Source organism: Brevundimonas sp. DS20, assembly GCF_001310255.1.
In the GTDB taxonomy this organism is placed as follows: domain Bacteria; phylum Pseudomonadota; class Alphaproteobacteria; order Caulobacterales; family Caulobacteraceae; genus Brevundimonas; species Brevundimonas aurantiaca.
The window spans coordinates 1,390,711-1,404,400 of the sequence record NZ_CP012897.1 but is presented as its reverse complement, the minus strand read 5'-3'; the positions used below and the strand labels follow the sequence as shown (position 1 = coordinate 1,404,400).

The following is a 13,690-nucleotide window of genomic DNA, read 5'->3' as shown; positions in this document are numbered from 1 at the left end:
ATCAGGCCATGGATGAGATCGACGATCCTCGCATCCGTTCCGTCGTCATCGTCGGCGGCGGCACCGCCGGCTGGATGACGGCTGCGGCCCTGGTCCAGCATTTCCGCAGCACACCGCTGAAGATCACCGTGGTCGAGTCCTCCGACATCGGCACGATCGGCGTGGGCGAGGCGACCATTCCCACCATCCGTCGCTTTTATGGCCAGCTGGGTCTGCACGACGAGGACGTGATGCGCGCCACCCAGGCGACCTGCAAACTGGGTATTCGTTTCATCGACTGGTCCGGGCCGGGCTCGGACTTCATCCATCCCTTCGGCCTGTACGGGCAGGACGTGAAGGGGATCGGTTTTCATCATTACTGGCTGAAGCAGAAGCGCGCGGGCGACCCCGCGCCGCTGGCGGCCTATTCCTTGGGCGCGTCCCTGGCCGCCGGGGGCAAGTTCATCCAGCCCTCGCCTAATCCGCCGTCCCAGCTGTCGGTGTTCGACTGGGCGCTTCATCTGGACGCCGGCCTGTTCGCACAACATCTGCGCGCCTATGCCGAGGCCGGGGGCTGCGCCCGGATCGACGCCCGCATCCGCTCGGTCGAACTGCGGCCCGAGGACGGTTTCGTGCGCGCCCTGACGCTGGACGACGGGCGCGAGGTCGAGGGCGATCTGTTCGTCGACTGTTCGGGTTTCAAGGGCCTGGTGATCGGCGAGGCTTTGGGCGTCGGGTTCGAGGACTGGAGCCGCTGGCTGCCTTGCGACGCCGCCTATGCGGTGCAGAGCCAGAACCGGCCGGACGACGCCCCCGCCCCCTTCACCTGCGTCACCGCCCGGTCGGCCGGATGGCAATGGGGGATTCCGCTGCGCCACAGGGCCGGCAACGGCCTGGTGTTTTCCAGCGCCCATCTGAGCGACGATCAGGCCCTGGCCGAGCTGATGCCCCATCTGCTGGGCGATGCGCTGACCGAGCCGCGGCGCATTCCCTTCCGCCCCGGCCGGCGGTCGCAGGCCTGGGCCAAGAACTGCGTCGCCATCGGCCTGTCGTCCGGCTTTCTGGAGCCGCTGGAAAGCACCAGCATCGCCCTGATCGAGACGGGCATCGAGCGGCTGAAGGCCCTGTTCCCCGACCGTCGCTTCGCCCAGCCGATCCTGGACGAATTCAATGATCAGACCGCGCGGGAGATGGAGCGGGTCCGGGACTTCATCATCCTGCATTACAAGCTGAACCGGCGGACCGACACTGACTTCTGGCGCGACTGCCGCGAGATGGCCGTCCCGGAGACCCTGGAGCGCAAGCTCGCCCTGTGGACCGCGCGGGGTCAGTTCGTCCGCTATCGGTGGGAGATGTTCCACCCGGCCAGCTGGCTGGCCATCTATGACGGGTTCGGCCTGTATCCCGACCATTACGACCCCGCCGTCGACGCCATGGACCCCGCCTATCTGGCGCGCAGCCTGTCCGAGATGCGGACCAATATCGCCGACTTCGTCGCCCGGACCCCCGATCACGCCCAATTCCTGGCCGGACTCGATCCCGCCGCCTCCGCCGCATGAGACCCCAGATGGACCAGCCCCGCCGCCCCCTGAAGAAGATCTGCATCGTCGGCGGCGGGACCGCCGGCTGGATCGCCGCCGCCCTGATGGCCGAGCATTTCAAGGGCCGGATGGCCCAGGTCGAACTGGTCGAGTCCGACGACATCGGCACGATCGGGGTCGGCGAATCCACCGTGCCCCCCTTCCTGGAAATGCTGAAGAAGCTGGGGATCAACGAGCAGGACTTCATCCAACAGACCCAGGCCAGTTTCAAACTGGGCATCCAGTTCGACGACTGGACCGAGAAGGGCGAAAGCTATTTCCACCCGTTCGGCGCCATCGGCGTGCCGGTGGACGTCAGCGACTTCTATCCCGTCTGGCTGAAGGCGCGGATGAACGGCTATCAGCGCCCGCTGATGGACTTCGCCTCTGCGGCGCGGATGGCGGCCCACGAAAGGTTCATGCTGCCGTTCAAAGCCCAGCGCAGCCCTATCGGCGGGGCCTCCTACGCCGTCCATGTGGATGCGAAGCGGGTGGCCCGCTATCTGCGCGACTTCGCCGAAGCGCGGGGGGTGAAGCGGACCGAAGGCATCGTCGAGGATGTGATGACGCGGCCCGACGGCTTCGTCACCGGCGTGAAACTGAAATCGGGCCAGACGGTCGAGGCGGACTTCTTCATCGACTGCACCGGCTTCCGCGCCCTGCTGATCGGCAAGACCCTGGGCGTCGGCTATACAGACTGGTCCGAATGGCTGATGTGCGACCGGGCCATCGCGGTCCAGACCGAGAATGTCGGGGCGCCCAAACCCTATACATTGGCCCAGGCCCAGGACTGCGGCTGGCGCTGGCGCATCCCGCTGCAGCACCGGACCGGCAACGGCCATGTCTTCTGCAGCCGCTACATGTCGGACGACGAGGCGACGGCGCGCCTGCTGGCCCAGGTCGAGGGCCGGCCCGTGGTCAATCCGATGGTGGTGCCGTTCAAGACCGGGGTGCGGGAGAAGATCTGGGACAGGAACGTCCTGTCCCTGGGTCTGGCCAGCGGCTTCATCGAGCCGCTGGAATCGACGGCCATCCATCTGATCTATCGCGGGATGGACTTCTTCTTCCGGCTGATGCCGGATCTGGACTGCGATCCGAAACTGGCGGCCGAATACAATCGGCGGATGACCGTGGACTATGAGGAGATCCGCGACTTCATCATCCTGCACTATGCCCTGACGCGGCGGGACGACACGCCCTTCTGGCGGGCATGCCGCGACATGGCCCTGCCCGAGGGGTTGCAGCACAAGCTGGACGTCTTCCGCGCCAACGGCAGCCTGGTCGAGGCGCTGGACCCCCTGTTCCGCAATGTCAGCTGGTATGCGGTGATGGACGGCATGGGGGTGACGCCCCGCTCCTATCCGCCGCTGGTCGACCGGATCGACTTCGCCGGCCTGACCGCCGAGATGGACCGGGCGGCCGATATTCTGAACGCCTTCGTCAAGGACCTGCCGTCGCATCAGCAGTTTCTGCAGGACAACTGTCCCGCCCCGCCGGTCGACCTGGCGCCGGTCGCCCCGGCCGCCGTACCCGCTTGATGCCGGCGCGCTTGCCTTGTCGCCGCCGAGCCTGACAGTATGAGGCGGGGATAAGGAACCAGAGTTTGCGCCGCGCCGTCACCATCAAACACGTCGCCGCCGAGGCGGGCGTTTCGCTGCAGACAGTGTCGCGCGTCATCAACAACGAACCGAACGTGCGGCCCGTGGTGCAGGAGCGGGTGCGCGCCGCCGTGGCCAAGCTGGGCTATGTGCCCAGTCTGGCGGCCCGACGGATGGGGGGCTCACGCTCCTATCTGCTGATGGCCCTGAACGACCGGGACCGGACCATCGAGGGCTGGAAGTCCGGCGAGGGCACCGACTGGGTCGATCAGATGCTGATGGGCGGCATGCTGAAGTGCGAGTCCCACGGCTATCGGATGATCTTCGAACTGGTCGACACCCATTCCGACCATGTGGATCGCGCCGTGCGCGCCGCCCTCGCCGCTCTTCACCCTGACGGGGTCATCCTGACCCCGCCGCACAGCGAAAACCCGGCCATCACCGGCCTGCTCAGCCAGTTGGGCCTGCCCTTTGCGCGGATCGCGTCGATCGCCGAGGGCGACGGTTTCGCCGTATCGATGGACGACGCCGAGGCCGCCGCCCACGCGACGGATCATCTTCTCTCCCTCGGCCATAGGCGCGTCGGCTTCGTCACCGGCAGCCCGCAATATGCGGTCAGCGACGCCCGCCTGTCCGGCTATCGCGCCGCCATGATCGCCTCGCCCCATGGGCTGGACGAGACCCTGATCGGACGCGGCGACTTCTCCTATGAGTCGGGTGTCGCCGCTGTGGACGCCCTGCTCGATCTGCCGTCGCCGCCGACGGCCGTCGTCTGCAGCAATGACCGCATGGCCCTGGCGGCGATCCGCACCGCCCAGCGGCGCGGTCTTTCCACGCCGTCGGATCTGTCGGTCGTCAGTTTCGACAACACGCCCCTGGCGCGGTTCGCCGACATGACGGCGGTTATCCAGCCGGTCGCCGAGATGAGCGCGGTCGCCGCCGACCTGCTGATCCGGTTCAAGGCGGGGGAAACGGACCTGCCGTCCCAAAGCAGGGTGGCCTTCGGCTTTGCGCCTCGCGGCTCGACCGCCCCGCCCCGGTCTGGCGGCTCACGCTAGGCGACAGTCTTTTCGCGGAGGCCTTAATAAGTCCAGCAGCGCCCGGATCACATGATATAGGGCCGTCTCTCCTGTTCGTTTGAGGATGTTAGGATGCGCGTCGCGATGATCGGCACCGGCTATGTGGGCCTGGTGTCTGGGGCCTGTTTCGCCGATTTCGGCCACGTCGTGACCTGTATCGACAAGGATCCCTCCAAGATCGAGCGTCTGGAACGCGGCGAGATTCCGATCTTCGAGCCGGGGCTGGATGATCTGGTGGCCGCCAACGTCAAGGAAGGTCGGCTGTTCTTCACCCTGGACGGGGCCGAGGCGATCCGCCGGGCCGATGCGGTCTTTATCGCCGTGGGCACCCCGACCCGCCGCGGCGACGGTCATGCGGACCTGTCCTACGTCTATGCGGCGGCTGAGGAAATCGCGGGTCTGATCGACGGCTTCACCGTGATCGTCACCAAGTCCACGGTCCCGGTCGGCACCGGAGACGAGGTCGAGGCGGTGATCCGCAAGGCCAATCCCAACGCGGACTTCGTCGTGGTCTCCAATCCCGAGTTCCTGCGTGAGGGCGCCGCCATCGGCGACTTCAAACGCCCCGACCGGGTGGTGATCGGCGTCAACGACATCGAGGGCGACGCCGGCGCCCGCGCCAAGGCGGTGATGAGCGAACTGTACCGTCCGCTGAACCTGAACGAGAGTCCGCTGCTCTTCGTCGGCCGGCGCACGTCCGAACTGATCAAATACGCCGCCAACGCCTTCCTGGCGATGAAGATCACCTTCATCAACGAGATGGCGGACCTGTGCGAGGCGGTGGGCGCCGACGTGCAGCAGGTCGCGCGCGGCATCGGCCTGGACAAGCGCATCGGGTCGAAATTCCTGCACGCCGGCCCCGGCTACGGCGGCTCCTGCTTCCCCAAGGACACCCTGGCCCTAGTCCGCACGGCCCAGCAATATGAATCACCGGTGCGGTTGATCGAGACCACGGTCGAGGTCAATGACGCGCGCAAGAAGGCCATGGCCGGGCGGGTTGAAACCACCCTCGGCGCCGCCGTCGCTGGCAAGACGGTGGCCCTGCTGGGTCTGACCTTCAAGCCGAACACTGACGACATGCGCGACGCCCCAAGCCTGGACATCGCCCAGGCCCTGATCGCCGCCGGGGCCCAGGTCCAGGCCTTCGACCCCGAAGGCATGCCCGAGGCGGCCAAGCTGCTGCCGGACGTGAAGATGAAGGCCAACGCCTATGACGCGGTCGAGGGCGCCGACGCGGTGGTGATCGTGACGGAATGGGACCCGTTCCGCGCCCTGGATCTGGACCGGATCAAGCTGCTGATGAAACAGCCGGTGCTGATTGATCTGAGAAACATCTATCGTCCCGACGACATGGCGCGGCGTGGGTTCAAATACTCCGGGATCGGCCGCGGATGAGCGAAGGGCCGATCCTCGTCACCGGCGCCGCCGGCTTCATCGGCATGCATACGGCCGAGCGATTGCTGGCGCGGGGCGAGACGGTGGTCGGGATCGACAACTTCAACACCTATTACGACCCGGCCCTGAAGGAGGCCCGCGCGGCGCGGCTGCAGGCCCGCGAGGGCTTTCGCCTGGTTCGGGCCGACATCGCCGAACATGAGCAGGTGCTGGCCCTGGTGCGGGATCAGGGGATCAAGCGGATCGTCCATCTGGCCGCCCAGGCCGGGGTTCGTTATTCGCTGGAGAACCCCTTCGCCTATGAGCGGTCGAATCTGGCGGGGCATCTGTCGATCTTAGAGGCGGCGCGTCACAACGCGGTCCAGCACCTGGTCTACGCCTCGTCCAGCTCGGTCTATGGCGATCGGCCGCTGGAGGGCTCCGGCTTTCGCGAGGACGATCCGACCGTCACGCCGGTCTCCTTGTACGCCGCCACCAAACGATCCTGCGAACTGCTGAGCCAGAGCTACGCCAAGCTGTACGGCTTTCCCCAGTCGGGTCTGCGCTTCTTCACCGTCTATGGCCCCTGGGGCCGGCCGGACATGGCCTATTTCAGCTTCACGCGGAAGATCGCGCGCGGCGAACCGATCGAAGTCTATGGCGAGGGCCGCATGGCGCGCGACTTCACCTATATCGACGACATCGTGGACGGGATCGTCGGGGTCTTGGATCATCCGCCTGCACTGGGCGGTCATGAGGTCTACAATATCGGCGACAGCCAGCCGGTCGGCCTGATGGAGATGATCTCCACCCTCGAAGCGGCGCTCGGCGCCGAGGCCGAAAAGATCATGCGCCCCATGCAGCCAGGCGACGTCACCGCCACCTATGCGGACGTCTCCAAGCTGAACGCCCTGATCGGCTATCGGCCAAAGGTGCCTCTGAAAGAGGGGCTTGAGAAGTTCGCCGCCTGGTGGCGCGGGTATGAAAACGGCTGAAGATCGAGGGCTGAGGCCGGAACGGACGGCGCTGAAGGCGGTTTTCAGCCCATGCCCAGACGCGCCCCCAAACCCCCGATCCTGAAGAGCAAGCGCGGCGTCGCCATCCTGCTCCTCGTCCTGGCCCTGATCTTCGGCCTGCTCTACTTCGGCGTCGGCGCCACCGCCTTCCTGCGGACCCAGCCGCCGATGTAGGCGGGCCTGCTCAGCCTTCGTTCAGATCGTCCACAGCCTCGTCCTTGGCGGTGGTCGGGACGGGCGTGCGCGGATCGCCGCTGATCGGTCCCTGGGGCAGGTCGCCTTCGGGGCGCTGGTCGTGCGGCGTCTTCTGAACCGCCAGCGTATTGGGATCAGGGCCGATCTGGCCGCCCGGACCGACGCCGCCGGCCCGTTCCTGCAGCGCCTCGGACGGAGTGTTCAGCGACCGCCCGCGCGCCACGCCCGGCGGCAGGGCCGCCTCGGCCTCTTGTTCCTTGTTCATGTCGAACCTCCATCCAATGGGACCAGGAGGTAACCGACCCCTGCCTGCCCGGTTCCTGCATCGTGTCAGGGCGTCGGGCTCCGGTCGCAAATTGACACCGGTAGCAAACCTGACAAGCTGTCCGCAAAACTGGGACAAGGGAAACGCCCATGAGGTTCATCGACCGTCGCACCGCACTGACCGGCCTTCTGGGCGGGGTCGCCGCCTCCGCCCTGCCGATCCGGAGCGTCCTGGCCCAGACGCTGGAAGAGGCCGCGCCGCTCGGCCGCGAATGGGCGAACATGAAATGGCGTCGCGGGATCGAAAACCAGCGGATGGCGGATCTGGGCGACGGGACGTTCCTGAACCCGATCCTGTCCGGCGACCACCCGGACCCGTCGATCCTGAAGGACGGCGACGACTATTACATGACCTTTTCGTCGTTCGAATCCGTGCCGGGCATCCATATCTGGCATTCGCGCGACCTGGTGAACTGGCGACCCGTCACTGCGGCCCTCACCACCAATATCGGCTCGGTCTGGGCGCCCGAACTGATCAAACACGAGGGGCGATTCTACTGCTACATCCCCGCCCGCTTCCCGGAGTACCGGTCGAACTACGTCATCTGGGCCGATCGGATCGAAGGGCCCTGGAGCGCACCGATCGACCTGAAGCTGCCCGCCCATATCGACCCCGGCCATATCGTCGGCGAGGACGGCAAACGCTATCTGTTCCTGAACGGCGGCGACCGGGTCCGGCTGACCGACGACGGCCTGGCGGTCGATGGTCCGGTGGAGGAGGGTGTCTATGACGCCTGGCGCTATCCCGAGGACTGGATCGTCGAAGGCTTCGCCCAGGAAGGCCCCAAACTTCTGAAGCGCGGCGACTATTTTTACATGATCACCGCCATCGGCGGCACGGCGGGGCCGCCGACGGGGCATATGGTCATCGCCGCCCGTTCCCGGTCCATCCATGGCCCGTGGGAGGACTGCCCGCACAATCCGATCGTCCGCACCCGTTCCGGCGCTGAAAAATGGTGGTCGCGCGGTCACGCCACCCTGGTCGAAGGTTCGGCCGGCGACTGGTGGATGGTCTACCACGGCTATGAGAACGCCTATTGGAGCCTGGGCCGCCAGACCCTGCTGGATCCGATCGAATGGACCGACGACGGCTGGTTCCGCGCCAGGGGCGGCGATCTGTCGCAGCCGATCGCCAAGCCGCGCGGCGGGCAGGCCGTACCCCACGGCATGGCCCTGTCGGACGATTTCTCAACCGACAAGTTCGGCCTTCAATGGAGCTTCTATGATCCGCAGCCGAACGAAAAGGACCGTCTGCGGCGAGACAGCGGCGTGCTTCATATGCGCGCTAAAGGCAGGGCGCCGGCGGACTGCTCGCCCCTGACCTTCGTCCAAGGCGAGCAAGCTTATGAAATTGAATGCGAAATCGAGATCGACCCCGGCGCGGTGGCGGGGCTGATTCTGTTCTACGATCGCGCCCTTTACGCCGGTCTGGGGTTCGACGCTCAGCGCTATGTCACCCACCAATACGGAATCGAACGCGGCCGCCCGGCCAATCCCCACGGACGGCGCATGTTCATCCGCCTGACCAACGCCTATCAGAACCTCTATTTCGACACCTCCGGCGACGGCGTGACCTGGCGACGGTTCGATCGAGGCATGGAAGTTTCCGGCTATAATCAAAATGTTAGGGGCGGCTTCATGATGTTGCGTCCGGGCCTCTACGCCGCCGGAGAAGGTGAGGCGCGGTTCAGGAATTTCCGCTTCCGCGCGCTCGGCGCCTAAGCCGCCCGGGCAGCGTCGATGGGCGGGGATCGCCTCGTTCTTTCCCGGCCCCTTCCAATCAAACGCTGATTTTTGCCCTGGCGTTCGCCACATTTTCACCATATGACACCGGTGACATTGTCCTGCCTCGCAACGGCGGGGGGACGAATTCAAGACGATCCCCTCATCAAGAGGGGGACAGAGGATGTCGGCATCCGGCCCGCCAGAGGTCGGAGCGCGACAGCAACGGAGGGAACGGATGCACAACCAAACCACAGGACAACTGCGCGCGGCGGCGTCCCCGGCGGCGCTTCTGATCGGCGCCCTGCTGCTGGCGGCGCCCACTTGGGCCCAGGCTCAACAGGCCGATGATCAGGAGGCTACGACCGTCGATGAGATCGTCGTCACCGGGATCCGCGCCTCTCTCGCCAGCGCCCTGAGCGAAAAGCGTCGGTCGAACACCATCGTCGACGTCATCAACGCCGAAGACATCGCCGACTTCCCCGACGCCAACCTGGCGGAGTCGCTTCAGCGGATTCCCGGCGTCTCGATCGACCGCGAAAACGGCGAGGGCAATTCGATCTCGGTCCGCGGCCTTGGCGGCGACTTCACCCGCGTCCGGCTGAACGGGCTGGAGACCCTGTCCACCTCCGGCGCCAGCAGCGCCGACGGAGCCCTGCGGCGCGACCGCGGCTTCCAGTTCAACACCTTCGCCTCCGAGCTGTTCAACTCCCTGAAGGTCCAGAAGTCCGCAGACGCCCAGACGGACGAAGGCTCCCTGGGCGCGACCGTCGATCTGATCTCGGGCCGCCCGTTCGACTTCACCGAACGCCGTCTCGCCCTGACCCTTCAGGACGCCTATTACGAGAACGGCGGCAACCACAGCCCGCGCGTGGCCCTGTTGGCGTCTGACCGCTGGACCAGCAAGATCGGCGAGTTCGGCCTCTTGGGCTCGGTCGCCTACAACGAGCGTAAACAGGTCATCGACAGCTACGCCCGTCAGGTGGGCTCGATGGACTACGCCTATCGCGGCGCGACGTTCAATAACGCCGGCGCCAACGCCGCAGGGGACCCTCAAGGCTTCGCCCTGCCGATCGGCACGCCCAACTCGGCCCTGCCGCGCGTCACCAATCCCGAGGCGCGCAACTATCTGATCGGCTCGAACCCGGCCGCCTATGCCCTGATCAACGGAACGGGGAACCGCGGCTCTCTGGTTCGCATCCCGGCCCTGGCCACCCTGAATCACCGGGAGGTGGATCAGGATCGCCTGGGGGTCACCCTGTCCGGCCAATGGCGGCCGACGGAGCGGACCACGATCAGCTTCGACAATCTCTATTCGGAGATGACCCAGACCTCGACCAACTATCAGATCGGTCCGGTCGGCCTGAACCGCAACAACACGAACGGCAACCGCACCGCTACGGCCTTCAGCTATCAGACCGCGACGACCGCCAGCAACTCCAACAACAGCTACAATAACCGCCGCAGCGTCTACGCCAACTGCACCGCCCAGACCGCGACCGAGTTTCGCGACGCCATCGACTGCGGGCAGTCCCTCTATGGCAATACGCCGATCTTCACCACGGCGCCGGGCGCCACGAACCAGACTCTGGCGCCCGGCGTCGGCAGCTTCAATCCGAACAACCTGGACGTCTACGACTACTATAACCAGCCCGGCTCGGTCGGCTATGTCGCGCATCCGCAGTATCTGGCCATGCGCGGCGCCTTCATCGGCCGGCCCTCGGTGCGCCTGATCGACGCCGGCCTCAGCGAGACCGGGGCCAACGCCAACTATCTGGTGCTCGGCAACGTCGACATGCGCTCGGCGGTCGATCAGGGCTCCTATACGACCAAGTTCCGCCAGAACTCGATCAATATCGAGCATGACTTCAGCGACCGGTTCAGCATGTCCCTGCTGGTCGGCGATTCCGAATCGACCAACGAAAACATGGGTCTGCTCGCTGACTTCATCCGGCTGGACTCCGGCCAGGGCGTCGCAGGAAACGACTACTTCGTCTATGACGACCGCGCGGGCGGCGACATGCCCTTCATCGACTTCGGCTTCGACGTCGCCGATCCCAACAACTGGGACTTCGTGAAGGGCTATTCCGCCCTGCGCGCCTTCCGCACCGTCACCGAAAACGGCTATCAGACGGCCAAGGCCGACTTCCGTTGGGATTACAACGACTACGTCACCCTTCGTTTCGGCATCGGCAAGCGGAAGTTCGACTTCTACTATACGCGGTTCGAGCGGCTGGTCAGCGACACCATGAACCCCAGCCTGCTGGAGGGGGTGCGCAGCGGCCTGGCTCAGGCCACGACAGTGGCTGACATGGGCCAGACGGTCAGCTGGGGAGACGGTCTGAACGTGCCTGACGGCATGCCGACGTCCTTCTTCGCCCCCAATCTTCAAGCCTTCCAGAACCGCTTCGGCTTCGACTGCGACTGCATCAACGAATGGGGCGACTGGCGTCTGTCGGACCTTCGCAACGGCGGGGTCAACACCTTCTGGGTCGATGAAGAGAGCCTGTCCTACTACGGCCAGATGGATTTCAACCTGCCTCTGTTCGCCGGAACCCTGCGCGGCAACGCCGGTCTGCGGAGGGCCGAGACCAGCGTCGACTCACGGGGGCGTTCGCCCAGCGGCCGCCCCATCAGCAACGACAACGACTATAACGACACCCTCCCCTCGCTGAACCTGGCGTGGGAGGTCAGCGACAGCCTGATCCTGCGCTTCGCGGCGGCCAAGGTGATGGCGCGCCCGCAGATGATGGCCTTGCAGCCCGGCGTCACCTCCTTCACGGTGCCTGTGGGCGTCGCTGGGGCGGCGGCCGAGTTCGACGGCTCAAACGCCCAGATCAGCCTGGGCAACACTAAGCTGAAGCCGTTCCGAGCCACCAACCTCGACTTCAATGTCGAATGGTATTTCGCCAAGGACGCCTTGTTGTCGGTGGCCTATTTCCACAAGGAAATCGAAAGCTTCCCGCAGGTGGTGCTGCGTGAGGGCAGGCTGAGCGAGGTTTTCAGCAGCGAGCAGATCGCCAATCTTCGGGCCGCCTATGACGACCTGACCGACCTGGCCTCCGACAGCCGCCGCGCCTATATCGACGCCGACCTGCCGTTCGTCCTGCGTCAGTACAATGACGCGCCGGGCGGGACCCTGTCCGGCTTCGAGGTCGCCTATCAGCAGAACTTCACCTTCCTGCCGGCGCCGTTCGACGGTTTCGGGGTTCAGGCCAACTACACCAACATCGAATCCGAGCTGGAATACATCCTCGATCCCGCGCGGAACCTGACCGGAACGGCCCCCTTCCTGGGCGCCTCGCCGGAATCCTTCAACGCGACCGTCTTCTATGAGGTGCCGCGCTGGAGCGCCCGCGTTTCGGCCGCCTATCGGGCCGCCTACCAAACCACCTATCCGCTGGCCTCGGGCGGCTGCGATCCGGGCCAGTGCGACTCGCCCCTGATCAACGACTTCATCGGCTCCAATGAGACGCTGAATGTGGACGCCGCCTTCACCTACAAACTGACCGACAACGTCACGATCACCGCCGAGGCCCTGAATCTGACGGATCAGCCGGACGAACGCTGGGCCTATCAGGCCGATCCGCTGGTCAACAGCTATGGCAGCACAGGTCGCCAATATTTCGTCGGCGCCCGCTTCATCTTCTGAGGCGGACCGACGCTCCCTGCCCCCTGAAGGGACGTCGCCCCGGCGACGTCCCGCTTTTTTTGCCCTTCGATCCAGGAAAGCGCCATGCTGAGAGCCACCCTGATCCTAAGCCTGACGGCGATCGCGGGCGCCGCCTGCGCCCAGACCCCGCCGCCCGGGTCCCAACGGGTTGCAGCGGCCTCATCCATGGTCTGGGGGTCGTCCGCCGTCAGCCGTCCGGCGGGCTGGTACGGCTCGGATGAGGCGCGTCGCCTGGCCCTTCAGGTCATCGCGCATCAGTCGCCCCAAGGCGGCTGGCCCAAGAACACGGATCTGTTCGCGCCGCCCGCGCCGGATGCGGATCCGACCCTGACCAACACCATCGACAACAACGCCACCACCCTGCCCCTCGCCTTTATCGCGCGGGTGATCGAGGCCGGCGATTCGACGCCGCGCGCCGCCTTCGACAGGGGTCTCGACTATCTGCTGGCCGCCCAATATCCGAACGGCGGATGGCCCCAGTACGCTCCGCTGCGGGGCGGCTATCACGACGCGGTCACCTATAATGACGACGCCATGGTGCGGGTGCTGCGCCTGCTGGACGAGGTCGCCCAGACCAAACCGCCTTACGGCTTCGTCGACGGCGCGCGGCGCGAGCGGGCGGCCCAGGCCGTGCGGCGCGGCGTGGACGCCCTATTGAAATCCCAGGTGCGACAGGACGGCCGACGGACCGTCTGGTCCGCCCAGCACGATCCCGTCACCCTGGCGCCCGTCGGCGCCCGCCGGTTCGAGCCGGCGTCTCTGTCGGGGCAGGAAAGCGTGGGCCTGGTGCGCTTCCTGATGGGGATCGACCCGCCCGGTCCTGACGTGATCGCCGCGGTCGAAGGCGCCGTTGCCTGGTTCCGCGCCACGGCCCTCTACGACATCCGCATCGAGTCCTTCACCGACGCTGAGGGACAGGCGGACCGACGGGTCGTGCCGGCGCCGGGCGAAGGCCCGCTGTGGGCCCGATTCTACGGGCTCGAGGACAATCGCCCGCTGTTCACCGGCCGCGACGGCGTTCCGCGCCCGGCCCTGGCGGACATCGAGCGGGAGCGCCGCGCCGGCTACAACTACTATGGCGACTGGGCGAAGACGCTGCTGGAGCGGGACTATCCCGCCTGGCGCGCGCGCCTTGCCCGGCCGAACTGAC

10 protein-coding genes are annotated in these 13,690 nt (G+C 66.1%); 9 read left to right on the top strand and 1 reads right to left on the bottom strand.

The genetic code is table 11. The annotated features are described in order from the left end of the window. Nucleotides 1–8: 8 nt before the first annotated feature. The 6 genes from JL11_RS06745 (at nucleotide 9) to JL11_RS17420 (ending at nucleotide 6,800) form a co-directional block, all read left to right on the top strand. A complete protein-coding gene (locus JL11_RS06745; RefSeq protein ID WP_156314161.1) occupies nucleotides 9–1,538 on the top strand; it encodes a tryptophan halogenase family protein in 1,530 nt (509 codons plus the stop codon). Nucleotides 1,539–1,546: 8 nt separating this feature from the next. Further along, on the top strand, nucleotides 1,547–3,097 hold the full coding sequence (locus tag JL11_RS06740; RefSeq protein ID WP_054764986.1) for a tryptophan halogenase family protein: 1,551 nt from the start codon (nucleotides 1,547–1,549) through the stop codon (nucleotides 3,095–3,097). A gap of 65 nt (nucleotides 3,098–3,162) precedes the next feature. Further along, complete coding sequence (locus JL11_RS06735) at nucleotides 3,163–4,215, top strand: LacI family DNA-binding transcriptional regulator (protein ID WP_191555289.1); 1,053 nt, start codon at nucleotides 3,163–3,165, stop codon at nucleotides 4,213–4,215. Between the two features lie 93 nt (nucleotides 4,216–4,308). After that, nucleotides 4,309–5,631 (top strand): UDP-glucose dehydrogenase family protein, encoded by a 1,323-nt coding sequence (locus JL11_RS06730; protein WP_054764984.1) that lies wholly within the window; start codon nucleotides 4,309–4,311, stop codon nucleotides 5,629–5,631. Then, nucleotides 5,628–6,605: an NAD-dependent epimerase/dehydratase family protein gene (locus JL11_RS06725; protein ID WP_054764983.1), complete on the top strand. Its 978-nt coding sequence runs from the start codon at nucleotides 5,628–5,630 to the stop codon at nucleotides 6,603–6,605. The genes JL11_RS06730 and JL11_RS06725 overlap by 4 nt, the downstream gene beginning before the upstream one ends. A 51-nt stretch (nucleotides 6,606–6,656) precedes the next feature. Then, a complete protein-coding gene (locus JL11_RS17420; protein WP_156314160.1) occupies nucleotides 6,657–6,800 on the top strand; it encodes a hypothetical protein in 144 nt (47 codons plus the stop codon). A 10-nt stretch (nucleotides 6,801–6,810) separates the two neighbouring features. Here JL11_RS17420 and JL11_RS06720 read toward each other — a convergent pair whose 3' ends face one another. Continuing rightward, a complete protein-coding gene (locus JL11_RS06720; protein WP_054764982.1) occupies nucleotides 6,811–7,086 on the bottom strand; it encodes a hypothetical protein in 276 nt (91 codons plus the stop codon). A 149-nt stretch (nucleotides 7,087–7,235) separates the two neighbouring features. On the opposite strand from JL11_RS06720, the gene JL11_RS06715 reads away from it, so the two are divergent. From JL11_RS06715 to pelA, 3 genes are all read left to right on the top strand, one after another. Then, nucleotides 7,236–8,867, top strand: a complete 1,632-nt coding sequence (locus tag JL11_RS06715) for a family 43 glycosylhydrolase (protein WP_054764981.1) — start codon at nucleotides 7,236–7,238, stop codon at nucleotides 8,865–8,867. A gap of 238 nt (nucleotides 8,868–9,105) precedes the next feature. After that, the gene (locus JL11_RS06710; protein ID WP_054764980.1) at nucleotides 9,106–12,519 is read left to right on the top strand and encodes a TonB-dependent receptor domain-containing protein; all 3,414 of its coding nucleotides are present in this window, start codon (nucleotides 9,106–9,108) and stop codon (nucleotides 12,517–12,519) included. Between the two features lie 84 nt (nucleotides 12,520–12,603). Next, nucleotides 12,604–13,689, top strand: coding sequence for a pectate lyase (pelA, locus tag JL11_RS06705; RefSeq protein WP_054764979.1), 1,086 nt, complete (start codon nucleotides 12,604–12,606; stop codon nucleotides 13,687–13,689). Nucleotide 13,690: the final 1 nt, after the last annotated feature.